Source organism: Streptomyces solincola, assembly GCF_002982015.1.
GTDB classification, from domain to species: domain Bacteria; phylum Actinomycetota; class Actinomycetes; order Streptomycetales; family Streptomycetaceae; genus Streptomyces; species Streptomyces solincola.
This window is the reverse complement of the sequence record NZ_PVLV01000161.1, coordinates 1-22,407: the sequence shown is the minus strand read 5'-3', so window position 1 is coordinate 22,407 and position 22,407 is coordinate 1. Positions and strand designations below refer to the sequence as shown.

Genomic DNA, 22,407 nt, shown 5'->3' with positions numbered 1-22,407 from the left:
CTCAGCGCCGACCTCGGCACCAGCGCCACCCCCGCGCCCGCCCCGGCCAGCGCCACCACCGCCCGGAAGTCGTCCGAGGAGTGCAGCACCCGCGGCTCGAAGCCCGCCAGCTCGCAGGCCAGGGCCACCATGTCGTGGCACGGGTTGCCCGGGTAGGGCGCGATCCAGTCGCAGTCGGCCAGCTCGGCGACCGACACCGAGGGGGCCGCCGACAGCGGGTGCCCGGCGTGCAGCACCGCGTCGAAGGGCTCCGCGTACAGCGGGACCCGGGTCAGCCGCGGGTCGCCCTCGCGCGGCGCGCCCCGGTACTCGACCGCGACGGCGACGTCCGCCTCCCCGTCCAGCACCATCGGCAGGGAGGCGTCGCCCTCGGCGTCCCGCACCCGCACCCGGATGCCCGGGTGGCTGCCGGCCAGCCGCCCGATCGCCGGGGCCAGCACCTCCGCGATGCCGGTGGCGAACGACGCCACCACCACCTCGCCGGCCCGGCCCTGCGCGTACGCCGCCAGCTCCGCCTCGGCCCGCTCCAACTGCGCCAGCACCTCGTGCGCGTGGCCGAGCAGGATCTCCCCTGCCGGGGTCAGGGTGACGCCCCGTCCGCTGCGGGTCAGCAGGGTGTGCCCGGTCTCCTGCTCCAGCGCGGCCAACTGCTGGGAGACGGCGGACGGGGTCAGATACAGCGCGGCGGCCGCGGCGGTCACCGTCCGGTGGTCCGCCACGGCCCGCAGGATGCGCAGGCGCCGGGGGTCGATCACACCGCCATTGTCGCTCGCCCGCGCGGCCGGCTCAGCCCGCCATCGCGGCCCGGGCGTCACGGAAGGCGGCCACCGCCCGCTCCACGTCCGCCTCGGAGTGCGCCGCCGAGAGCTGCACCCGGATGCGGGCCTGGCCCATCGGCACCACCGGATAGGAGAAGCCGATCACGTACACCCCGCGCTCCAGCAGCAGCTCGGCCATCCGCCCGGCCTCGGCCGCGTCGCCGATCATCACCGGGGCGATGGGGTGCTCGCCGGGCAGGATCTCGAAGCCCTCCTCGGTCATCCGGCTGCGGAACAGCTTGGTGTTGGCCGCCAGCCTCTCCCGCAGCTCGCCCGCGCTCTCCAGCAGGTCCAGCACCTTCAGCGAGGCCGCGGCGATCACCGGGGCGAGGGAGTTGGAGAAGAGGTACGGGCGCGAGCGCTGCCGCAGCAGGGCGACGATCTCGGCGCGGGCGGCGACATAGCCGCCGGAGGCGCCGCCGAGGGCCTTGCCGAGGGTGCCGGTGATGATGTCGACGCGGTCCATCACCCCGTGCAGCTCGGGGGTGCCGCGCCCGCCGGGGCCGGTGAAGCCGACCGCGTGCGAGTCGTCCACCATCACCATCGCGTCATAGCGGTCGGCCAGGTCGCAGATCTCCGGCAGCGGGGCGACATAGCCGTCCATCGAGAACACGCCGTCGGTGACGATCAGCCGGCGGCGGGCGTCCTGGGCGTCCTTGAGCTGCTGCTCCAGGTCGGCCATGTCCCGGTTGGCGTACCGGTGGCGGCGGGCCTTGGACAGCCGGATGCCGTCGATGATCGAGGCGTGGTTGAGGGCGTCGGAGATCACCGCGTCCTCCGGGCCGAGCAGCGTCTCGAAGACGCCGCCGTTGGCGTCGAAGCAGGAGGAGTACAGGATCGTGTCCTCCTGGCCGAGGAACGCCGACAGCCGGGCCTCCAGCTCCTTGTGCACGTCCTGGGTGCCGCAGATGAAGCGGACCGAGGCCATCCCGTAGCCGTAGCGGTCCAGCGCCTCCTTGGCGGCGGCCACCACCTCGGGGTGGTCGGCCAGCCCCAGGTAGTTGTTGGCGCAGAAGTTCAGCACCTGGCCGCCGCCGGCGTCCCGCGCGGCCACCTGGATCGCGGCGGACTGCGGGGTGGTGATGACCCGCTCGGGCTTGAACAGCCCGGCGTCGCGGATCTCGTCGAGGGTGGCGCGCAGCTCGTCGCGGACGGACGCGTACATCTGGGGACTCCTAGGGTGAGGGCGGAAGGGATGCCGGATCAGGCGGCCGAGGCCGCGGACCAGTCCAGGATGATCTTGCCGCTGCGGGCGGTGGCGGCCTCGTCGAAGGCGGCGTCGAAGTCCTGGTAGGAGTAGCTGCCGGTGATCACCGGGGTCAGGTCGAGCCCGCCCTCCAGCAGCACCGTCATCGCGTACCAGGTCTCGAACATCTCCCGGCCGTAGATGCCCTTCACGGTGATCATCGAGGTGACGATCCTCGACCAGTCGACGGCGAACTCCTCGGCGGGCAGCCCGAGCATCGCGATCCTGCCGCCGTGCGTCATGTTGTCCACCATGCCGCGCATCGCCTGGGCGTTGCCGGACATCTCCAGGCCGACGTCGAAGCCCTCCCGCAGCCCCAGGGTGCGCTGGGCGTCCTCGATGCTCTGCCGCGCCACGTTGACCGCCAGGGTCGCGCCGGCCTTGCGGGCCAGCTCCAGGCGGGGCTCGCTGACGTCGGTGACCACCACGTTGCGCGCGCCGGCGTGCCGGGCCACCGCCGCGGCCATCACGCCGATCGGGCCGGCGCCGGTGATCAGCACGTCCTCGCCGACCAGCGGGAAGGACAGCGCGGTGTGCACGGCGTTGCCGAACGGGTCGAAGATCGCCGCCACGTCCAGGTCGACCTTGGCGCGGTGCACCCACACGTTGGACGCGGGCAGCGCCACGTACTCGGCGAACGCCCCGTCCCGGCCCACCCCGAGCCCCACCGTGGCCCGGCACAGGTGGCGGCGGCCGGCCAGGCAGTTGCGGCACTTGCCGCACACCAGGTGGCCCTCGCCGCTGACCAGGTCGCCGACCGCGATGTCGGTGACGTCCGCGCCCACCCCGGCGACCTCGCCGACGAACTCGTGCCCGAGGACCAGCGGGGTCCGCACCGCGCCGCGCGCCCAGGTGTCCCAGGAGCGGATGTGCAGGTCGGTGCCGCAGATGCCGGTGCGCAGCACCCGGATCAGCACGTCGCCGGGCCCGGTCTCCGGCTCGGGGACGTCCATGAGCCACAGGCCCGGCTCGGCCTTGTGCTTGACGAGTGCCTTCACGGTGCGGCTCCTGGCTGCGCTGAGGGGGAGGGAGATCGCGGACGCGCTCCAATCTGCCCAGCCCGGCCGCCCGCGTCCATCGAGGTTTTCTTAAGCGGGCCGACAGGGCAGCTTCACGCGCCGCGCCCCTACCGTCGAGACATGACGAAGGAAGTCTGGTACGCCGCGTACGGCTCCAATCTCCACGTGGACCGTCTGGCCTACTACCTGCTCGGCGGGCGGCCCCCGGACGCCGGCCGCGACTACCCGGGCAGCCGGGAGCCCCGGATGCCCGGCCCGCCGGTGCCGCTGGAGCTGCCCGGCGCGGTCTACTTCGCCACCGAGTCCCCGGTGTGGACCGGCGGGCGCGCCTTCTACGACCCCGACGTGCCCGGCCGGGTGCTGTCCCGCGCCTACCGGCTGACCGCCGTGCAGTTCTCCGACCTGGCCGCCCAGGAGATGTACCGGGTCCCCGGCGGCGATCTGGACCTGGGGCCGGTGCTGCGCGACGGCCGGGCCGCCTGCGGAGCCGGCCGCTACGAGACGCTGGTGAGCCCCGGCGCCCTGGACGGCCTGCCGCTGATCACCTTCACCGCGCCGTGGCGGATGGACGAGGTGGAGCACACCGTCCCGGCGGCCGGCTACCTGCGCCATCTGGCCGCCGGGCTGCTGGCGGCCGGGGTCTGGGACCGGGAGACCGTCACCGGCTACCTCGCCGCCCGCCCCGGCGCGGCCGGCCACTGGACGGCCCCCCACATCGCCGCCCTGCTGGAGTGACGCGCGGGCGCGTCCATGACCTCCGGGGTCATCGACGCCCCGCGTCCCGGCCCGCCATCCTGACTCCGCCGGGACCCGGGGGCCGCACTGCGTCCGGGTCCCGGCGGCCCCCGCCGCGCCCGGCGCACCTCCTCAGCGCGAGCGCAGATAGGCGGCCGTCTCCGGGTCGGCGGGCAGCAGCGTCTCGATGGCCAGCTCGGCGACGGTGACGTCCATCGGGGTGTTGAAGGTCGCGATCGACGAGACGAACGTCAGCACCCGGCCGTCGTGCTCCAGCCGCATCGGCAGGGCGAGCGCGCGGTACGCGGCGGGGCAGCCCGCGCCGAGGCCCTCCTCGGCCCCCTCGGCGGCGTCCTCCGGACCCGCCGGGGCCGGGTAGGCCGCCACCTCCTCGTACAGCGCGCGCAGCGGCTGCGAGCGGGCGGGCGCCAGGTCCCGCTCCATCTGCGCCAGCAGGTGCGCCCGCCACTCGCGCAGGTTGCGGATGCGCGGCGCGAGGCCGTCGGGGTGCAGGGTCAGCCGCATGGCGTTCAGCGGCGGGGCGAGCAGATGCGCGGCCACGCCGTCCAGCAGCGCCGTGACGCCCCGGTTGGCGGCGACCACGTCGTAGCGGCCGTCCACCACCAGCGCCGGGTAGGGGTCGTAGCCGGACAGCAACTGCTCGATGCCCTGCCGCAGCGCCCCCATCGCCGGCGCGTCCAGCGGGGTCTCGGTGTAGCGCGGGGCGTAACCGGCCGCCACCAGCAGCGCGTTGCGGTCCCGCATCGGCACGTCCAGGTGCTCGGCGAGCCGCAGCACCATCTCCTCGCTGGGGCGGGAGCGGCCGGTCTCCACGTAGCTGATGTGCCGGGCGGAGGAGTCCGCGCGCAGGGCCAGCTCCAGTTGGCTGACCCGGCGCCGCTCCCGCCAGTTGCGCAGCAGGGGCCCTACGCCGTCGACCGGTGCCACCGTTGTCATGCAGCCGACCGTAACCCACCCGCCCGCCGGGGTGGCCGACCCGCACGTGTTGACCGGGGGGCGGCGTCGGCGGACCGTATGGTCACGGTCGTGCCCGACCACCCGTCAGCCCGTCAGCCCCGACCGGAGGGAGCAACCCCGGATGCCCACTGAGCCGCTGTCGCAGAAGGAGATCGAGGACCGGCTGCGCGAACTGCCCGGCTGGTCCCAGGAGGGCGACCGCATCGCCCGCACCTACCGGCTGCCCGGCCATGTCGCGGCCGCCGCGCTGGTCGTGCACGTCGCGGCCATCCAGCAGGAGCTCGACCACCACTCCGAGCTGACCCTCGGCTACGACACCGTCGGCCTGACCGTGAACACCCACGACGCCGGGGGCGCGATCACCGCCCGCGACTTCGACCTGGCGGCCCGCGTCGAGGCGGCCGCCCCGGCGCACGGGGCCGGCTGAGGCGGCGGCCCCGAGCCGGTTCGACCGGGACCGCTTTTGCCGTTCCGGCAACAACGTTCGCCAAAGCGGCCCGGCACCGCCACGCTGGGGCCATGACTTCCCACCACGCGGACCACGACCAGCGCACCCACGGCCACGGTGCCCACGACCACCACACCGACGTCGACTGGTCGGCGCTGCTGCCGCTGCTGGAGCAGAACGCCGAGCTTCAGGCGCCGCTCTACCGCGAGGCGGGCCAGTGGCTCACCGGCCTCCTCCCGGCCGGCGGCGTCCGCCGGGTCCTCGACGTCGGCAGCGGCCCCGGCGTCGTCTCCTGCCTGCTCGCCGAGACCTTCCGGTACGCCGAGGTGGTCGCCGTCGACGGGGCCGCCGAGCTGCTGGCCGCCGCCGAGCGGCGCGCCGCCGCCCAGAACGCCCGGGTCACCACCCTCCGCGCCGACCTGCCGGCGCAGCTCGCCACGCTCGGCGAGGCCGACCTGCTGTGGGCCGGCAACTCCCTGCACCACCTGGGCGACCAGGGCTCCGCGCTGGCCGGCTTCGCCGAGCGGCTGCGCCCGGGCGGCATCCTCGCCATCGTCGAGGGCGGCCTGCCCCAGCGCTTCCTGCCCCGCAACACCGGGATCGGCCGCCCTGGCCTGGAGCAGCGCCTGGAGGCACTGCACGCCGAGTGGTTCGCGCGGATGCGGGCCGATCTGCCGGGAGCCGAGGACGTCGTGGACGACTGGCGGGCGCTGCTCACCGAGGCCGGGCTGACCCCGAGCGGCAGCCGGACCTTCCTGCACGACGCGCCCGCCCCGGTCACCGACGCCGTACGGGCCTACGCCGTCGCCCAGTTCACCCGCTACCGGGACGGCTTCGGCGACGCGCTCGACGCGGGGGACCGCACCGCGCTGGACAGGCTGCTCGACCCGGCCGAGCCGCTGGGCCTGCACCGGCGCACCGACCTGTACTGGCTCACCGCGCACACCGTGCACACCGCCCGCAAGGGCTGACGGCCGACCCCTCGCCTACCGGACCGCCTACCGGACGGCGTACCGGATGGGCATGTCCGCGCCGATCGCGGTCATCCGCACCGGGACGGCGGACGGCGGAGGGCCGGCCCGTAGCGCGAGAGGGAGCAGGCGTGAGCGCGAAGAAGGACGAGGCGGCCGGGGCCGGACAGGACGCTGCGGCCGCCGCCGAGGTGGACGCCCACCTGGAGGTGCTGCTGCGGATGGCGGAGGTCGCCGAGGACGGCAGGCTGGCGATCACCCTCACCACGTCCGGCGGGGTGGTCGGCGGCTTTCTGGTGGGCTCCGAGGCCTGGGCCCGGCGCTGGGAGCAGGTGGTCGCCGAGACCGCCGGACCGGAGCACCGCTCCGAGGAGATGGCGCTGCTGCCGCGCACCGTCCAGGACGCGCTGGGCGGCGGGGAGGCCACCGACACCCAGGGACTGCACCGCTTCCTGCACCTGGTGGACGTGGTCTTCCTGTCCGTCCCGGGCAGCCCGAGCGCCCCGCTGTGGCGGGGCCGCACGGCCGACGTCTCCGGCTGGGCGCTCGGCGGGCCGAAGCCCGCCCGCTGAGGCGCGCCCGCCCGTGGGCGGGGCTCAGGGGGCGAGGGCCTCCAGGGCCGCGTCCACGGTGGGCCGGTACGAGAAGATCTGGTCCAGGCCCACGATGCGGAAGACCCGCAGCAGGTCGGCGCTCAGCCCGGCCAGCACCAGCGGGCTGCCCGCGGCCTGGGCCCGGTGGTACGCGGTGACCAGCACGGTGATCCCGGTGGAGTCGCAGTAGCCGAGGCCGGTGCAGTCCAGCACCGTGCCGGCGGGCGGATAGGGCGCGCCCTCCACCGCGGCGCGGAGCTGCCCGGCGGTGTGGTGGTCGAGCTCCCCGGACACGGTCAGCACCGTGGCGCCGGAGGGGTGGGACCGGGAGTCGACGGTCAGGGTGCGTTCGGTCACCGGTTCTCCTGTGCGGGTGGGGCCGTGCGGCTGGTCGGGAGCAGTGGGGCCTGGCGGGCCGGTACGGAGAGCGCGAGCAGGGCGGTGTCGTCGCTGACGCCGTCGCCGAGGCCGCCGAGCAGCGTGTCGACCGCCGCCAGCAGCGCGTCGGCGTCCCGGGGGACCAGCGGGCCGAGGTGGTCGGCCAGCCCCTCCTCGCCGAGCATGCCCCCGTCGGCGGTCCGGGCCTCGGTGAGGCCGTCGGTGTACAGCAGCAGGGCCTCGCCGGGGGCCAGTCGCAGGGCGGCCCGGACGAAGTGCGGCGCCGGCAGCAGCCCGATGAGCTGGCCGCCGGTGGTGCGCACGGGCCGCACCGCGCCGTCCGCGCGCAGCGCGAGGGCCGGCGGATGCCCGCCGGCGGCCAGCACGACGTCGAAGGACCCGTCGGCCGCGGGCCGCAGCACCCCGAAGACCGCGGTGCAGTAGCGCGGGTCGCCGTCCTGGTACTCGCCCTTGAGGACGGAGTCGAGGGTGGCCAGCGCCGCGCACGGGTCGGGGTCGTGGATGGCGGCGGCGCGCAGCGTGTAGCGGGCCAGCGAGGTGAGGGCGGCGGCGTCGGCGCCCTTGCCGCAGACGTCGCCCAGGAAGAACGCCCAGCGGCCGTCGTGCAGCGGGAACAGGTCGTAGAAGTCGCCGCCCACCTCGTCCAGCGAGGCGGTGTGGTAGGCGGCGGCCGCGTCCAGGCCGGACACGGCGGGCAGCACGGGCGGCAGCAGGGTGCGCTGGAGGGTGCGGGCCAGCCGTTCGGCGTCGGTGCGCATCCGCCGTTCCACGGCGAGCGCGTCGGCCGCGGCCCGGCGGCCCTCCAGTTCGTCCATCACCAGCGCGGCCAGCTCGCCGAGCGCGGCCAACTGGTCGGCGGACGCGGTGCGCGGCCGGCTGTCCAGCACGCCGACCGTGCCCAGGCGCCGCCCGTCGGGGGTGGTGATCGGCGCGGCGGCGTAGAAGCGGACCCGGGGGCCGCCGGTGACCAGCGGGTGCCCGGCGCAGCGCGGGTCGGTGAGGGCGTCCCCCACCACGTACGGCTCGGACTGCTCTATGGCCGACGAGCACAGTCCGGGCAGCCGCTCGACCTGGCGGACGCCGTCCAGGCCGTGCACGGCCTTGAACCAGACCCGGTCGGCGTCCACCACGGACACCGTCGCCATGGGGGCGTCGAAGAGCCGGGCCGCCAGCGAGGCGACCCGGTCGAAGGGGCCGTCCGGGGCGGTGTCCAGGATGCCGTAGCGGTGCACCGCTGCCAGCCGGCCGTGCTCGTCGGCGGGCGCACGCGGGGGCGCGTACGGCGTCCCGTGCATCGAGTCCTCCCTGCTGCGGTCCCGGGGGCCGGTCCCGGTCCGCCTGCCCGCGCGGGGCGGCGGAGATGCGTCGGTCGCGGCGCCTTCCCGGCCGAGGTCCGCGCCGAGGGGGTCCGACGCGTCGCGCGGGCGAGTCGGGAAGCCGGTGGACCGCCGGGAGCGTGCGTCAGGAAAGCGGGCCGGTCGGCACACGCGCCGACGGCGGTGCGGTGATCGTACCGGACCGCCGCCGGCGCGACCGCCGGCCGCCCGGCCGGATGACCAGCGGTCCTCCGGGACCCGGGCTCAGGAGTCGAGGTCGAAGGAGGCCGGGTCCGGGCCCAGCCGCTTGCCCTCGTCCAGGGCGGCGAGGCCCTTGAGGTCGTCGTCGTCCAGCTCGAACCCGAAGACGTCGATGTTCTCGCGGATACGGGTGGGGGTGACGGACTTGGGGATCACCACGTTCCCGGTCTGCACGTGCCAGCGCAGCACCACCTGGGCGGGGGTGACGTCGTGCTTCTGGGCGATGGCCCGCACCGCCGGCACGTCCAGCAGCCCCTTGCCCTGGCCCAGCGGGGACCAGGCCTCGGTGGCGATGCCGTGCCGGGCGTGGAAGGCGCGCGACTCGGCCTGCTGGAGCTGCGGGTGCAGCTCGATCTGGTTGACGGCCGGGACCACGGAGGTCTCGTCGATCAGCCGCTCCAGGTGCTCGGGCAGGAAGTTGGACACGCCGATGGCCTTGGCGCGGCCCTCGGAGAGGACCTTCTCGAACGCCTTGTAGGTGTCGACGTAGGCGTCCTTGGCCGGCAGCGGCCAGTGGATGAGGTACAGGTCGACGTAGTCCAGGCCGAGCTTGTCCAGCGAGGCGTCGAACGCGCGCAGGGTGTTGTCGTACCCCTGGTCGCTGTTCCACAGCTTGGTGGTGACGAACAGCTCCTCGCGGGGCAGCCCGGAGGCCCGGAGCGCCTGCCCGGTGCCCTTCTCGTTCTCGTAGGCGGCGGCGGTGTCGATGCTGCGGTAGCCGGCCTCCAGGGCCGTGCCCACCGCCTTCGTCGCCTCGTCGTCGGCGACCTGCCACACGCCGAAGCCGAGCTGCGGCATGCTGACGCCGTTGTTGAGCGTGATGGAGGGGACCTTGCTCACGAGCGGTCGTTCCTAACGTCGTGGTGTGGGCGATACGTCGGTGCCGCGGGTACGGGGTCGCCGCACCGTGCGGTGCACCGGCTATGCCCCTATCCCGTCACACCGGTCGTACTCCGGTCGTTCTGCGGTGGTTCTGTCGTCCTGTCGGTCCGCGGGTCGGTCCGCGGTCGCACTCCGGGATGCAACGTCCACATCCTGGATCATGTTCCCGGTCCGCGCGCGCCGAGCGGGTCCCCGGGGGCGGGCGCCGCCGACGCCTCACCGGTACAGGGCGTCGACCTCCGCCGCGTACTGCGCCTCGATGGCCTTGCGCTTCAGCTTCAGCGTCGGCGTCAGCAGGCCCCGGTCCTCGGTGAAGGGCTGGGCCAGGATGCGGAAGGTGCGGATCGACTCGGCCTGCGACACCTGGGTGTTGGCGGTGACCACCGCCCGCCGTATCTCTGCCTCCAGGGCGGGGTCGCGGACCAGCTCGGCGGCGGGCAGCGGCGGCCGGTGCTGCATGGCCAGCCAGTGCTCCACCGCCTCCAGGTCCAGGGTGACCAGGGCCGCGACGTAGGGGCGGTCGTTGCCGACCACCATGCACTGGGCGACCAGCGGGTGGGAGCGCACCCGCTCCTCCAGACCCACGGGGGCCACGCTCTTGCCGCCGGAGGTCACCAGGATCTCCTTCTTCCGCCCGGTGATGGTCAGATACCCCTCCTCGTCCAGCGTGCCCAGGTCGCCGGTGGCCAGCCAGCCGTCGCGCAGCACCGCCGAGCTGCCCGCCGGGTCGTCCAGGTAGCCGGCGAACACGTGCGGGCCGCGCAGCCACACCTCGCCGTCCTCGGCGATCCGCACCGAGGTGCCGGGGATGGGCGGGCCGACCGTGCCGTACTTGGTGCGCTCGGGCGGGTTGGCGGTGGCCGCGGCCGCCGACTCGGTCAGCCCGTACCCCTCGTACACCGCCACGCCCGCGCCGGCGAAGAACAGCGCCAGCCGCCGGTCCATCGCCGAGCCGCCCGACATGGCGTGCCGCACCCGCCCGCCCAGGGCCTCGCGGACCCGCCCGTACACCGCCTTCTCGAAGAAGCCGTGGCGCACCCGCAGTGCCGCGGACGGCCCCGGGCCCTGGCCGAGCGCCTTCGCCTCCAGCGCCTCGGCGTACCGCACCGCCACCTCGACGGCCTTGTCGAAGATCTGCTCCCGGCCCTCCGCCTCGGCCCTGCGCCGGGCCGCGTGGAAGACCTTCTCGAAGACGTACGGCACCGCGAGCACGAAGGTGGGGCGGAAGGCGGCGAGGTCGGGGATGAGCGCGTCCGCCGAGAGGGCCGGCTGGTGGCCGAGTCTGACCCCGCGGCGGATCGCCGCGACCTCCACCATCCGCCCGAAGACGTGCGCCAGCGGAAGGAACAGCAGCGTGGACGCCTCCACCCCGGGCGTGCGCGGGCGGAAGACCTCGGCCCAGCGGTCCACCAGGGTGTCGGCCTCGAACATGAACTGCGCGTGGGTCAGCGCACAGCCCTTGGGCCGGCCGGTGGTGCCGGAGGTGTAGATGACGGTCGCCACCGAGTCGGGGGTGACGGCCCGCCGGTGCCGGTGCACCACCTCGTCGTCGATCCGCTCGCCGGCCGCCGTCAGCTCGGCCAGCGCCCCGGCGTCGAGCTGCCACAGCCGGGTGAGCGCCGGCAGCTTGTCGATCACCGAGCCCACCGTCATGGCGTGGTCCTCGTGTTCGACCACGCAGGCGCTCACCTCGGCGTTGCGCAGCATCCAGTGGACCTGCTCGGCCGAGGAGGTGGGGTAGACCGGGACGGACTGGGCGCCCACCGTCCACAGCGCGAAGTCCAGCAGGGTCCACTCGTAGCGGGTCCGGGACATCAGCGCGACCCGGTCGCCGAACCGCACGCCCTGGGCCAGCAGCCCCTTGGCCACCGCGAGCACCTCGTCCCGGAAGGCGGCGGCGGTCACGTCCGTCCACCGCCCCGCCTGATCCTTGCGGCCGAGCGCCACCCGGTGCGGGTCGCCGTCGGCGTGCTCGAACACGGCGTCGGCCAGCCCGCCGACCAGGGGCGCCGCGAGCTGCGGCGGGACACTGAACTCGCGCAACGGCCTGCTCCTCGGGACGCACCTCGCACCTTCGCGGCGGGGGGTGACCGTACCCCACCCCGGGCCGCTCGCGGGAGACCTTTGGCCTAGTCCTTTGCGCGGCCATCACCACAGGTCAGAGCCGCCGCGCAGGCCAGGTGGTCCAGGACGTCCGAGCGTACTGACTCCTGAGTAAGAAAGCGCGCGGCAATCTCCACCGAATCTGTGCGGCCCGCTCACCAGCGCTGCGAGAACCGGGACGGCGCGGCCCCGGCCGGCCTGCGCCGCGGGCGGCGGTCCGGAGTGATCATCCGGACCGCTACGGTGTCCGCATGCCGATACCCGACGCGCCCGCCCCCGCCCCCGCGCCCGCCGGCGACCTCCTGCCGCCGCCGGGCGGTGCGCGGTGACCCGCTCCTGGGTCCGCCCGGGCGCGGCCCGGCCGTGCACCCTCGTGGTGTGCCGGGGCTGCTGCTGCGGGGACGCCCGCAAGCACCCCGGCACCGACCACGCGGGCCAGTTGCGCAGGCTGCGGCAGGCCGCGGCGGTCTCCGGCGGGCGTCTGGCGGTGCGCACCAGCGACTGCCTCGGCCCCTGCGGCCAGGCCAACATCGTGGTCGTCCAGCCGTCGGGGGAGGCCCGCCGCAAGGGCGCCCGAGCCGCCTGGATCGGCTTCACCCTGGACGACGACTGCCTGGACGAGATCCTCGCCTGGGTCGCGGCGGGCGGCCCCGGCGTCGCCGAGCCGCCCGCCGCCCTCGCCCTCCAACTGGTCGACCCGCCCCGGAACTGACCCCGGTCGGCACGGCTTCGCCACCGAGGTGCGCGCGGAGGCCGCGACCAGCGCGTCCTCCAGGCCGCCGGGCCGCGCCCGGCGGACCACCGTCACCGTCCGCCCGTCCCGGCCCACCGAGAACAGGTCGGCGGCGTCGCCGCCCCACGACCAGCGGGCGCCCGGCCCGTAGCCGTGCGCCCCCTCCTGGCCTCGACGCGCTACTCGCCCGCCCCGGAGAAGCCCATGGGGCTAGCCGCCCTCCGGGTGGACCACCAACCGGTGCCGGCCCTCCTCGAACACGGCCGCCAGGGCCCGCGCCTCGGGGCGGTCGCCGGCGAACAGCCCGCGCCGGTCGGCGTGCACGACCAGGGTGTGCCCGTCGACGACCGCCGACACCCCGCCGCCGTTCAGGGCGTCCGCCCAGGCGTCGAGGTTCCGGCCGAACCACCCCGGCAGGGCGCACGGCGCCGCCACCGCGTCCCAGAAGTCCTCCAGCGTCCCCACCGCCGCGCCCCGCAGGTCCACGGTCAACTCGCCGTCCCGTTCGCTGTGCGTCATCCCCGCAGGGTAGTGACCCCGGCGCCGTCCAGGTCGAGCCGGTGCTCGCCCGCGTACACGTTCATATTGCGTCCGCGCAGGAAGCCGACCAGCGTCAGCCCCGTCTCGGCGGCCAGCTCCACGGCGAGCGACGAGGGGGCCGAGACCGCCGCCAGGAGCGGCACGCCCGCCATCACCGCCTTCTGGGCCAGCTCGAACGAGGCCCGTCCGGAGACCAGCAGGATCGTTTCGTCGAGCGGCAGCCGGCCCTCCCGCAGGGCCCGGCCCACCACCTTGTCCACCGCGTTGTGCCGGCCCACGTCCTCCCGTACGTCCAGCAGCTCGCCGGCCGCGGAGAACAGCGCCGCCGCGTGCAGCCCGCCGGTGCTCTCGAACACCCGCTGCGCCGCCCGCAGCTTCTCCGGCAGGGCGGCCAGCAGCCCCGGGGTGACGCCGACGGGGCCCGCGCCCAGGGCGAACCGGGTCGAGGTGCGCACCGCGTCCAGGCTGGCCTTGCCGCACAGCCCGCAGGAGGAGGACGTGTACACGTTGCGCTCCAGGCCGGTCTCCGGCACCGGTACGCCGGGGGCGAGCCGCACGTCCACCACGTTGTAGGTGTTGCCGCCGTCGTCCCTGGCGCCCGCGCAGTAGACGACCGAGCGCACGTCGTCGGCGGACGCCACCACGCCCTCGCTCACCAGGAAACCGGTGGCCAGCGCGAAGTCGTCGCCCGGGGTGCGCATGGTGACGGCGAGCGGGCGGCCGTTCAGCCGGATCTCCAGCGGCTCCTCGGCGGCCAGGGTGTCCGGGCGCGCCGAGACGGCCCCGTCCCGGACGCGGACGACGCGGCGGCGCTCGGTTGCCCGTCCCATGTTCGATCAACCGTTCCTTCGGTGCGGCGAGGGTGACCCGGCCATTGTCGCCCCACGGCGGGGCCGGGCGTCACCGGCCGGTGACAGCTTCACCGGTCGGGCCAGGCCGGGGCGGGCGATGTTGCGGACTCTCCAAGAGGAGGGCGTGAATCCTGTCGCATCACCTCACCGGTTACTCACCGGTCGCTGACGAGACTGGGGGGTCCGTACGCCCGGCAGGCCGCCGAGCAGGCCGTACGGGCGCACCATCCGCACGTGGTTCCACGTACCGCACCCAAGGGGGTCCCGGGCATGACGGGCACTCGTATCGCCGCTCTCGGGCACTACCAGCCCGCCCGGGTGCTCACCAACGCCGAGCTGGCGGAGATCGTCGACACCAGCGACGAGTGGATCACCAGCCGGGTCGGCATCCGCACCCGGCACGTCGCCGGGCCGGCCGAGACGGTGGACGAGATGGCCGCGCACGCCGCCGCCAAGGCGCTGGCCGCGGCCGGCCTCGCGCCCTCCGAGGTGGACCTGGTCGTGGTGGCCACCTCCACCGCGATCGACCGCTCGCCCAACACCGCGGCGCGGGTGGCCGCCCGGCTCGCCATGACCTCGCCGGCCACCCTGGACCTCAACGTGGTCTGCGCCGGCTTCACCCACGCGCTGGCCACCGCCGACCACGCGGTCCGCGCCGGCTCGGCCACCCGCGCCCTGGTCGTCGGCGCCGACAAGATGACCGGCATCACCGACTGGACCGACCGCACCACCTGCGTGCTGGTCGGCGACGGGGCCGGCGCGGCGGTGGTCGAGGCCGCCCCGGACGGGGCCGACGGCATCGGCCCGGTGCTCTGGGGCTCGGTCCCCGAGATGGGCCACGCGGTCCGCATCGAGGGCACCCCGCCGGTCTTCGCCCAGGAGGGCCAGGCCGTCTACCGCTGGGCCACCACCCAGCTCCCGCCGATCGCCCGCCGGGTGTGCGAGCGGTCCGGCATCGCCCCCGAGGACTTGGCCGCGGTGGTGCTCCACCAGGCCAACCTGCGGATCATCGAACCGGTCGCGCGCAAGATCGGCGCGGTCAACGCGGTGATCGCCCGGGACGTCACCGAGTCCGGCAACACCTCCGCCGCCTCCATCCCGATGGCCCTCAGCAAGCTCGTCGAACGCGGCGAGGTCCCCTCCGGCGCCCCCGCCCTCCTCTTCGGCTTCGGCGGCAACCTCTCCTACGCCGGCCAGGTCGTCCGGGTGCCCTGACGGGTGCGGGACGCCGCGGTAGGGCCTGCTCACCGTACGGGGCACGGCGCACGGCTCACGAGCCCCGCCGGGCCCGGCAGTTCGCGTTCTCGCCGCCTCCTGGGCCGGGCTTTGTCCTGAGCGTGGAGAAAGTTGGCGGGGATTCCCGCGCAACTTCTTCCCCCTGCGGCAAAGCGCTGCTACGTTCCCCTCTCGACAGCAGGACACCACGGCCGGACGAGACGACGGCGGGGAGGGGCGCGTGAGACGCATGACGGCACGACCTGCCAACGCGCACCAGGCGCGGCTGCTGAAGCTGCTGCGCGACGGCGGCCCCAACTCCCGTGCCCAGCTCGGCGACCAGGTCGACCTGTCCCGCTCCAAGCTGGCGGTCGAGGTCGACCGGCTGCTGGAGACCGGCCTGGTGGTCGCGGACGGGCTCGCCGCCTCGCGCGGCGGGCGCCGCTCGCACAACATCCGGCTCGCCCCCGAACTGCGCTTCCTGGGCGTGGACATCGGCGCGACCTCGATCGACGTGGCCGTCACCAACGCCGAGTTGGAGGTGCTGGGCCACCTCAACCAGCCGATGGACGTCCGCGAGGGCCCGGTCGCCGTGTTCGAGCAGGTGCTCGCCATGGCCGCCAAGCTCAGGGCGTCCGGCCTGGCCGAGGGGTTCGACGGCGCGGGTATCGGCGTACCGGGCCCCGTGCGCTTCCCCGAGGGCGTCCCGGTCGCCCCGCCGATCATGCCGGGCTGGGACGGCTTCCCGGTCCGCGAGGCGCTCAGCCAGGAGCTGGGCTGCCCCGTCATGGTCGACAACGACGTGAACCTGATGGCGATGGGGGAGCAGCACGCCGGCGTCGCACGCTCGGTGGGCGACTTCCTCTGCGTCAAGATCGGCACCGGCATCGGCTGCGGCATCGTGGTCGGCGGCGACGTCCACCGGGGCGTCACCGGCAGCGCCGGCGACATCGGCCACATCCAGGTCGTCCCGGACGGCCGCCCCTGCGCCTGCGGCAACCGGGGCTGCCTGGAAGCCCACTTCAGCGGCGCCGCACTGGCCCGGGACGCCGAGGACGCCGCCCGCGGCGGACTCTCGGCCGAACTGGCCGGACGCCTGGAGGCGGCCGGCCGGCTCACCGCCGCCGACGTCGCCGCGGCCGCCGCCGCCGGGGACGCCACCTCGCTGGACCTGATCCGCGAGGGCGGCAACCACGTCGGCCAAGTCATCGCGGCCCTCGTCAGCTTCTTCAACCCGGGCCTGGTCGTGATCGGCGGCGGGGTGACCGGCCTCGGCCACACCCTGCTGGCCAGCGTCCGCACCCAGGTCTACCGCACCTCACTGCCGCTGGCGACGGGCAACCTGCCCATTGTGCTGGGGGAGTTGGGGCAGGTCGCCGGAGTCACCGGCGCGGCCCGGCTCATCAGCGACCACCTGTTCTCCCCGGCCTGACCCGGGCCGGGCCGGCCCCGCGCACCCCACCGGGCCGACCGCACCACAGGCACCTCGCACCAAGGGCACCTCGCACCACAGGCACCTGGCACCTGGCACCTCGGGCACCTCGCACCACAGGCACCTGGCACCTGGCACCTCGGGCACCTCGCACCACAGGCACCTGGCACCTGGCACCTCGGGCACCTCGCACCACAGGCACCACCCGTACTACTCGCCTTGCGTGGCAGCACCCGCCCCACCCGGCACCACCAGCGCACGCGCGTACGTCCCACCCGTCCCGTACGACCCACCCGTACGACCACGTCCGCCCGCCCGGCAAGCCGCCGCGCTCGCCCGCACCCGCCTCCGTACCCGTACCGCACCGCGTACCGCGTCCTCCGCGTGCCCGGTCGCACCCGCGCGCCCGCTCCGGGCGTCGTCCTGCCCGCCCCCCGGCCTTCCGCCCGCCCCGCCCGCCCGCTCGTCCGCTCGTCCGGGACCGGGGGCCGGCGGGACACCCCGTTCGCCGAGGGGACCACCATGTCTGCACCGGCCGCACCCGACCGTCCGGCCCCACCGCGACCACCCCTGCTCACCATGTCCGGCATCACCAAGTCGTTCCCCGGCGTGCGCGCCCTCGACGGCGTCGACCTCGATGTGCTGGCCGGCGAGGTGCACTGCCTGCTCGGCCAGAACGGCGCCGGCAAGTCCACCCTGATCAAGGTGCTGGCCGGCGCCCACCAGCCGGACGGCGGCGCCATCACCTGGCGCGGCGACCAGGTGCGGCTGAAGTCCCCGATGGCCGCCATGCGCCTGGGCATCGCCACCATCTACCAGGAACTCGACCTGGTGCGGGGGCTGTCCGTCGCCGAGAACGTCTTCCTGGGGCACGAGCCGACGGCCGCGGGTTTCGTGGTGCGCGGGCGGACCGCCCGTACCGCCACCGCCGCGCTGCTGCGCCGGCTCGGCCACCCGGAGATCGACCCGGGCCGGCCGGTCGGCGAACTGTCCGCCGCCCAGGCGCAGATCGTCTCCATGGCGCGGGCGCTCTCGCACGACGTACGGCTGATCGTGATGGACGAGCCGTCCGCCGCGCTCGACCCGGACGAGACCGACAACCTCTTCCGCATCGTCGCCGACCTCACCGCCGACGGGGTCGCCGTCGTCTACATCTCGCACCGGCTGGAGGAGATCCGCCGCATCGGCGACCGGGTCACCGTCCTCAAGGACGGGCGCGCGGTGGCCGGCGGACTGCCCGCGAAGTCCACCCCCACCCGGGACGTCGTCGCCCTGATGACCGGCCGCGACGTCGCGTACGTCTTCCCGCCCAGGCCGCCGCTGCCTCCCAGGGGGCAGCCGGCTCTGACGGTGCAGGGGCTCACCCGCCGGGGCGAGTTCGAGCCGCTGGACCTGGAGGTGCGGGCGGGCGAGATCGTCGGGCTCGCCGGACTGGTCGGCTCCGGCCGCTCGGAGATCCTGGAGACCGTCTACGGCGCGCGGAAGGCCGACGCCGGCACGGTGCGGGTCGCCGGGCGGGCCCTGCGGCCGGGCAGTGTACGGGCCGCCGTCCGCGCCGGGCTCGGCCTCGCGCCCGAGGAACGCAAGGCCCAGGGCCTGCTGATGCTGGAGTCGGTCACCTCCAACGTCTCCGTCTCCGCCCTCTCCCGCTACGCCCGCGCCGGCTGGATCGACCGCTCCGCCGAACGCGCCGCGGCCCGCGCCGCCACCCGCGAGCTGTCGCTGCGCCCGGACAACCCCGACGCCCGCATCCGCACCCTGTCCGGCGGCAACCAGCAGAAGGCCGTGCTGGCCCGCTGGCTGCTGCGCGGCTGCCGGGTGCTGCTGCTGGACGAGCCGACCCGCGGCGTGGACGTCGGCGCCCGCGCCGAGCTGTACGCCGTGATCCGCCGGCTCGCCGACGACGGCCTGGCGGTGCTGCTCGTCTCCAGCGAGGTCCCCGAGGTGCTGGGCCTCGCCGACCGGGTGCTGGTGCTCCGCGAGGGCCGCGTGGTGCACACCGCGCCCGCCCGGGAGCTGGACGAGCACCGCGTCCTCGATCTCGTGATGGAGGGGAGCCCCGCGACGAAGGGGAGCCCCGTGTGGGAAGGGAGCCCGACGCCATGACGCAGCCCGCCTCGCCGGCCGGCGCCGCAGACGCCCCGGTGCCCGGCGGCCCGCCGCCCCCGGCCCCGGCCGGTCGCAAGGAGGCGCCGGCGACCACCCGCCGGCCGCTGGGACTGCGGGCCGACGTCCGCAACCTCTCACTGCTCGCGGTGCTCGCCGTGCTGGTCGCGGTCGGCGGCTTCACCCGCCCCGAGCAGTTCCTGGACACCGCCAACCTCCAACTGGTCCTCACCCAGGCGTCCGTCATCGGCGTCGTCACCGTCGGCATGACCTTCGTCATCACCAGCGGCGGCATCGACCTGTCGGTCGGCGCGATCGTGGCGCTGGCCTCGGTGTGGGCGACCACTCTCGCCACCCAGGAGTACGGCTTCGCCGGCATCCTCTTCACCGCGGTGGTCGTCGGCCTGGGCTGCGGGCTGGTCAACGGGCTGCTCATCGCGTACGGCGGGATGGTGCCCTTCATCGCCACCCTCGCCATGCTCGCCTCGGCCCGCGGCCTGGCCCTTCAGATCACCGAGGGCCGCACCCAGATCGTCACCGTCGACGCGGTGCTCGACCTCGGCGTGCCGGACGCCTACGTCCTCGGCATCCCGCCGCTGGTGCTGGTCTTCGCCGCGGTGACGGCCGTCGGCTGGCTGCTGCTCAACCGCACCGTCTTCGGCCGCCGCACGGTCGCCGTCGGCGGCAACCCGGAGGCGGCCCGGCTCGCCGGCATCGACGTCCGCCGCCAGCGGCTCTACCTCTACCTGCTGTCCGGGCTGTGCTGCGGCATCGCCGCCTTCCTGCTGATCGTGCTGGCCGGCTCCGGCCAGAACACCAACGGCAACCTCTACGAACTGGACGCCATCGCCGCCGCGATCATCGGCGGCACCTTGCTCAGCGGCGGCCGCGGCACCATCACCGGCTCCGTGCTCGGCGTCCTGGTCTTCACCACGATCACCAACATCTTCGCCCTCAACAACCTCCAGAGCGACGTCCAGCAGATCGCCAAGGGCGCGATCATCGTCGCCGCCGTCCTGGTCCAGCACCGCACCGCCCGCGGCGCCACCGAACACTGACACGCCCCCGACCGGAAGGGTCCACCCGCCATGTCAGACGTCACGCCAGAGGCCGGCGGCCGCACCAGCCGCAGAGGAATGCTCTTCGGGGCCGCCGCCGTCTCCGCCGGCGCCCTGCTGACCGCCTGCACCAGCAACGAGCCGAAGAACAGCGCCGGTTCCGCCCCGGCCGCGAGCGGCGCGCAGGCCGCCGACGACAAGCCCGGCACCCCGGTCACCATCGGCTTCGCCGGCCCGCAGGCCGACCACGGCTGGCTCAACGCCATCAACGAGAACGCCAAGGAGCGCGCCTCCCGCTACTCCGAGGTCACCCTGGAGATCACCGAGGGCTCCAACGACACCGCCGCCCAGATCGGCCAGATCCAGACCCTCATCAACAAGAAGGTCGACGTGCTGGTGGTGCTGCCGGCCGACGGCAAGGCGCTCACGCAGGTCGGGCTCCAGGCCATGAAGGCCGGCATCCCCGTGGTCAACCTCGACCGGGTCTTCGCCTCCCCGCAGGCGTACCGCTGCTGGATCGGCGGCGACAACTACGGCATGGGCCTCAACGCCGGCCGCTACATCGGCGAGCAGCTCAAGGACAAGCCGGACGCCAAGGTCGTCGAGCTGGCCGGGCTGGACAACCTGGAGCTGACCAAGCAGCGCAGCCAGGGCTTCGACGACGCCCTGAAGAACTACCCCAACATCACCAAGGTGGCCCGCCAGGCGGCCGAGTTCACTGTGGAGTCCGGCCAGGCCAAGATGGCCCAGCTCCTCCAGGCGCAGAAGCAGTTCGACGCGCTGTGGAACCACGACGACGACCAGGGCGTGGGCGCGCTGCGCGCCATCGAGCAGGCCGGCCGCGACGACTTCCTGATGGTCGGCGGCGCGGGCGCCCGCTCAGCGATGGACGCCATCAAGTCCGGCCGCGGCGTGCTGAAGGCGACCGTGCTCTACCCGCCGACCATGGCCGCCTCCGCCATCGACCTGGCCCGGGCGCTCGGCCAGAAGAAGGGCGTCGGGGGGCTCGCCGAGATGGAGATCCCGTCCTCGATCACCCTCTACTCGGCCGTCGTCACCAAGGACAACGTCGACGACTACCTGCCGACCGGCTTCAACTAGGCCCGCAGCCGCCGGGCCGGGCCCCGGTCGGCGCGACCCGGCCCAGCGGACGACCACGGGGGCCCGGCCCCGGCGCGGCGGACGCCCACCAGGCCCCGGCCCCGGCGCGGCGGACGGCCACCAGGGCCCGGATCCGACGTGACGGACGGCCGACCAGGGCCCCGGGGCCGACGCGACGGACAACCACGAGGAGGAACCCTATGGCCGCCAAGGAACCACCGGCACGGCCCGGCGAGAGGCCGGTACTGGGCATCGGCATGGTCGGCTACGCCTTCATGGGCGCCGCCCACTCCCAGGGCTGGCGCACCGTGGGCCGCGCCTTCGACCTGCCGCTGCGCCCGGGACTCGCCGCCGTCTGCGGCCGGGACCCGGCCGCCGTGCGGGCCGCCGCCGACCGGCACGGCTGGGCCGCCGCCGAGACCGACTGGCGGGCGCTGATCGCCCGGGACGACGTGCACCTGGTGGACGTCTGCACCCCCGGTGACAGCCACGCGGAGATCGCCGTCGCCGCCCTGGAGGCCGGCAAGCACGTGCTGTGCGAGAAGCCGCTGGCCAACTCGGTGGCCGAGGCCGAGGCGATGACCGCCGCCGCCGAACGGGCCCGCGCCCGCGGCCAGGTGGCCATGGTCGGCTTCAACTACCGGCGGGTGCCGGCCATGGCGTACGCCCGGAAGCTGGTCGCCGAGGGGCGGCTCGGCACTCTGCGGCACGTACGGGTGAGCTACCTCCAGGACTGGCTGGTGGACCCCGACTTCCCGCTGACCTGGCGGCTCCAGCGGGAGCACGCCGGCTCCGGCGCGCTCGGCGACCTCGGCGCGCACATCGTGGACCTCGCCCAGTACGTGGCGGGGGAGCTGCTGACCGGGGTCTCCGCGCTGACGGAGACCTTCGTCCGGGAGCGGCCCCGGCCGGCCGGGGCGGGCGCCGGGCTCTCGGCGTCGGCGGGCGCCGGGCTCTCGGCGTCGGGGGGCGCCGGGAGAGGGCCGGTCACCGTGGACGACGCCGCGCTCTTCACCGGGCGGTTCGCCTCCGGGGCGCTCGCATCCTTCGAGGCCACCCGGATGGCCGCGGGGCGCAAGAACGCGCTGCGGCTGGAGCTGAACGGCGCACACGGCTCGCTCGCCTTCGACCTGGAACGGCTCAACGAGCTGTCCTTCCACGACCACACCCTGCCCGCCGCCTCGGCCGGCTTCCGGCGGGTCCTGGTCACCGAGCCGGACCACCCCTATCTGGAGGGCTGGTGGCCTCCGGGCCACGCGCTCGGCTACGAGCACACCTTCGCCCACCAGGCCCGGGACCTGGTGCTGGCGGTCGCCGCCGGCACCGAGCCGTCCCCGTCGTTCGCCGACGGGCTCCAGGTGCAGCGGGTGCTGGCCGCCGTCGAGCGCAGCGCCGCCGACCGGGCCGCCTACACCCCGGTCGACCCGGAGCCCGCGTCGGGCGGCGCCGGGGGAGCGGGCGGGGGAGCGGCCGGGGAGCCGGTGGCCCCCGGTCCCTCCGTGCCGCTCGCCGCCGCCGGGCCGCCCGCCCCGCCCGCCGTCACCGCCTAGGAGGTCTGCCGGTGCCACGTCCCTTCACCCTCTTCACCGGCCAGTGGGCCGA

Annotated in this window: 21 protein-coding genes; 11 read left to right on the top strand and 10 right to left on the bottom strand. The window is 74.9% G+C overall.

The features are described from left to right. The 3 genes from C6N75_RS12520 to tdh form a co-directional block, all read right to left on the bottom strand. Positions 1-755, bottom strand: a 755-nt coding sequence (locus tag C6N75_RS12520) for a LysR family transcriptional regulator (RefSeq protein ID WP_105868956.1), incomplete at its 3' end; no start/stop codon positions are given. A gap of 31 nt (positions 756-786) precedes the next feature. After that, entirely contained in the window at positions 787-1,983 is a 1,197-nt protein-coding gene (locus C6N75_RS12515) for a glycine C-acetyltransferase (protein WP_105868955.1), read from the bottom strand. Between the two features lie 38 nt (positions 1,984-2,021). Next, complete coding sequence (tdh, locus tag C6N75_RS12510) at positions 2,022-3,062, bottom strand: L-threonine 3-dehydrogenase (protein WP_105868954.1); 1,041 nt, start codon at positions 3,060-3,062, stop codon at positions 2,022-2,024. A 141-nt stretch (positions 3,063-3,203) separates the two neighbouring features. Between tdh and C6N75_RS12505 the strand changes: the two genes are divergently transcribed. After that, positions 3,204-3,818 (top strand): histone deacetylase, encoded by a 615-nt coding sequence (locus tag C6N75_RS12505; RefSeq protein ID WP_105868953.1) that lies wholly within the window; start codon positions 3,204-3,206, stop codon positions 3,816-3,818. Between the two features lie 132 nt (positions 3,819-3,950). On the opposite strand, the gene C6N75_RS12500 is transcribed toward C6N75_RS12505, so the two are convergent. Further along, positions 3,951-4,775, bottom strand: a complete 825-nt coding sequence (locus tag C6N75_RS12500) for a helix-turn-helix domain-containing protein (protein ID WP_105868952.1) — start codon at positions 4,773-4,775, stop codon at positions 3,951-3,953. A gap of 142 nt (positions 4,776-4,917) precedes the next feature. On the opposite strand from C6N75_RS12500, the gene C6N75_RS12495 reads away from it, so the two are divergent. The 3 genes from C6N75_RS12495 to C6N75_RS12485 all read left to right on the top strand — a co-directional run bounded on the left by C6N75_RS12495 (position 4,918) and on the right by C6N75_RS12485 (position 6,787). Beyond that, positions 4,918-5,223, top strand: a complete 306-nt coding sequence (locus tag C6N75_RS12495; RefSeq protein WP_105868951.1) for a 4a-hydroxytetrahydrobiopterin dehydratase — start codon at positions 4,918-4,920, stop codon at positions 5,221-5,223. Between the two features lie 92 nt (positions 5,224-5,315). After that, positions 5,316-6,215 carry a class I SAM-dependent methyltransferase gene (locus C6N75_RS12490; RefSeq protein WP_105868950.1) on the top strand — a complete coding sequence of 300 codons (900 nt, stop codon included), beginning with the start codon at positions 5,316-5,318 and terminating at the stop codon, positions 6,213-6,215. Between the two features lie 131 nt (positions 6,216-6,346). Further along, a complete protein-coding gene (locus tag C6N75_RS12485; RefSeq protein WP_105868949.1) occupies positions 6,347-6,787 on the top strand; it encodes a hypothetical protein in 441 nt (146 codons plus the stop codon). A gap of 24 nt (positions 6,788-6,811) precedes the next feature. Here the strand turns inward: C6N75_RS12485 and C6N75_RS12480 are convergent, their stop codons facing one another. The 4 genes from C6N75_RS12480 to C6N75_RS12465 all read right to left on the bottom strand — a co-directional run bounded on the left by C6N75_RS12480 (position 6,812) and on the right by C6N75_RS12465 (position 11,709). Next, complete coding sequence (locus C6N75_RS12480) at positions 6,812-7,165, bottom strand: STAS domain-containing protein (protein ID WP_105868948.1); 354 nt, start codon at positions 7,163-7,165, stop codon at positions 6,812-6,814. After that, a complete protein-coding gene (locus C6N75_RS12475) occupies positions 7,162-8,502 on the bottom strand; it encodes a PP2C family protein-serine/threonine phosphatase (protein WP_105868947.1) in 1,341 nt (446 codons plus the stop codon). Before C6N75_RS12475 ends, C6N75_RS12480 begins: the two co-directional genes overlap by 4 nt. A 285-nt stretch (positions 8,503-8,787) precedes the next feature. Continuing rightward, positions 8,788-9,624, bottom strand: a complete 837-nt coding sequence (locus C6N75_RS12470) for an aldo/keto reductase (protein WP_105868946.1) — start codon at positions 9,622-9,624, stop codon at positions 8,788-8,790. 258 nt (positions 9,625-9,882) lie between these two features. Then, complete coding sequence (locus tag C6N75_RS12465) at positions 9,883-11,709, bottom strand: AMP-dependent synthetase/ligase (protein ID WP_105868945.1); 1,827 nt, start codon at positions 11,707-11,709, stop codon at positions 9,883-9,885. Between the two features lie 385 nt (positions 11,710-12,094). On the opposite strand from C6N75_RS12465, the gene C6N75_RS12460 reads away from it, so the two are divergent. Beyond that, the gene (locus tag C6N75_RS12460; protein WP_105868944.1) at positions 12,095-12,481 is read left to right on the top strand and encodes a hypothetical protein; all 387 of its coding nucleotides are present in this window, start codon (positions 12,095-12,097) and stop codon (positions 12,479-12,481) included. Between the two features lie 231 nt (positions 12,482-12,712). Here C6N75_RS12460 and C6N75_RS12455 read toward each other — a convergent pair whose 3' ends face one another. Together C6N75_RS12455 and fdhD are read right to left on the bottom strand one after the other, a co-directional pair. After that, entirely contained in the window at positions 12,713-13,021 is a 309-nt protein-coding gene (locus C6N75_RS12455; RefSeq protein ID WP_105868943.1) for a barstar family protein, read from the bottom strand. Beyond that, positions 13,018-13,872: a formate dehydrogenase accessory sulfurtransferase FdhD gene (gene fdhD, locus C6N75_RS12450; RefSeq protein ID WP_105868942.1), complete on the bottom strand. Its 855-nt coding sequence runs from the start codon at positions 13,870-13,872 to the stop codon at positions 13,018-13,020. Before fdhD ends, C6N75_RS12455 begins: the two co-directional genes overlap by 4 nt. A gap of 291 nt (positions 13,873-14,163) precedes the next feature. Between fdhD and C6N75_RS12445 the strand changes: the two genes are divergently transcribed. The 6 genes from C6N75_RS12445 (at position 14,164) to C6N75_RS12420 (ending at position 22,355) form a co-directional block, all read left to right on the top strand. Next, on the top strand, positions 14,164-15,108 hold the full coding sequence (locus C6N75_RS12445) for a beta-ketoacyl-ACP synthase III (RefSeq protein WP_105868941.1): 945 nt from the start codon (positions 14,164-14,166) through the stop codon (positions 15,106-15,108). Positions 15,109-15,358: 250 nt separating this feature from the next. Then, positions 15,359-16,540: an ROK family transcriptional regulator gene (locus C6N75_RS12440; protein WP_105868940.1), complete on the top strand. Its 1,182-nt coding sequence runs from the start codon at positions 15,359-15,361 to the stop codon at positions 16,538-16,540. 579 nt (positions 16,541-17,119) lie between these two features. Next, positions 17,120-18,646 (top strand): sugar ABC transporter ATP-binding protein, encoded by a 1,527-nt coding sequence (locus tag C6N75_RS12435; RefSeq protein WP_181160452.1) that lies wholly within the window; start codon positions 17,120-17,122, stop codon positions 18,644-18,646. Continuing rightward, the gene (locus tag C6N75_RS12430) at positions 18,643-19,704 is read left to right on the top strand and encodes an ABC transporter permease (protein WP_105868938.1); all 1,062 of its coding nucleotides are present in this window, start codon (positions 18,643-18,645) and stop codon (positions 19,702-19,704) included. The genes C6N75_RS12435 and C6N75_RS12430 overlap by 4 nt, the downstream gene beginning before the upstream one ends. A gap of 30 nt (positions 19,705-19,734) precedes the next feature. Beyond that, on the top strand, positions 19,735-20,805 hold the full coding sequence (locus C6N75_RS12425; RefSeq protein ID WP_105868937.1) for a substrate-binding domain-containing protein: 1,071 nt from the start codon (positions 19,735-19,737) through the stop codon (positions 20,803-20,805). A 200-nt stretch (positions 20,806-21,005) separates the two neighbouring features. Then, positions 21,006-22,355, top strand: a complete 1,350-nt coding sequence (locus C6N75_RS12420) for a Gfo/Idh/MocA family protein (RefSeq protein ID WP_105868936.1) — start codon at positions 21,006-21,008, stop codon at positions 22,353-22,355. Positions 22,356-22,407 lie beyond the last annotated feature (52 nt).

What these genes read in the sequence shown, in the direction of transcription:
- C6N75_RS12515 (WP_105868955.1), bottom strand. Translation starts at nt 1,983, where the DNA reads ATGTACGCGTCCGTCCGCGACGAGCTGCGCGCCACCCTCGACGAGATC.
- C6N75_RS12505 (WP_105868953.1), top strand. Translation starts at nt 3,204, where the DNA reads ATGACGAAGGAAGTCTGGTACGCCGCGTACGGCTCCAATCTCCACGTG.
- C6N75_RS12500 (WP_105868952.1), bottom strand. Translation starts at nt 4,775, where the DNA reads ATGACAACGGTGGCACCGGTCGACGGCGTAGGGCCCCTGCTGCGCAAC.
- C6N75_RS12495 (WP_105868951.1), top strand. Translation starts at nt 4,918, where the DNA reads ATGCCCACTGAGCCGCTGTCGCAGAAGGAGATCGAGGACCGGCTGCGC.
- C6N75_RS12490 (WP_105868950.1), top strand. Translation starts at nt 5,316, where the DNA reads ATGACTTCCCACCACGCGGACCACGACCAGCGCACCCACGGCCACGGT.
- C6N75_RS12475 (WP_105868947.1), bottom strand. Translation starts at nt 8,502, where the DNA reads ATGCACGGGACGCCGTACGCGCCCCCGCGTGCGCCCGCCGACGAGCAC.
- C6N75_RS12455 (WP_105868943.1), bottom strand. Translation starts at nt 13,021, where the DNA reads ATGACGCACAGCGAACGGGACGGCGAGTTGACCGTGGACCTGCGGGGC.
- fdhD (WP_105868942.1), bottom strand. Translation starts at nt 13,872, where the DNA reads ATGGGACGGGCAACCGAGCGCCGCCGCGTCGTCCGCGTCCGGGACGGG.
- C6N75_RS12445 (WP_105868941.1), top strand. Translation starts at nt 14,164, where the DNA reads ATGACGGGCACTCGTATCGCCGCTCTCGGGCACTACCAGCCCGCCCGG.
- C6N75_RS12440 (WP_105868940.1), top strand. Translation starts at nt 15,359, where the DNA reads ATGACGGCACGACCTGCCAACGCGCACCAGGCGCGGCTGCTGAAGCTG.
- C6N75_RS12435 (WP_181160452.1), top strand. Translation starts at nt 17,120, where the DNA reads ATGTCCGGCATCACCAAGTCGTTCCCCGGCGTGCGCGCCCTCGACGGC.
- C6N75_RS12430 (WP_105868938.1), top strand. Translation starts at nt 18,643, where the DNA reads ATGACGCAGCCCGCCTCGCCGGCCGGCGCCGCAGACGCCCCGGTGCCC.
- C6N75_RS12425 (WP_105868937.1), top strand. Translation starts at nt 19,735, where the DNA reads ATGTCAGACGTCACGCCAGAGGCCGGCGGCCGCACCAGCCGCAGAGGA.
- C6N75_RS12420 (WP_105868936.1), top strand. Translation starts at nt 21,006, where the DNA reads ATGGCCGCCAAGGAACCACCGGCACGGCCCGGCGAGAGGCCGGTACTG.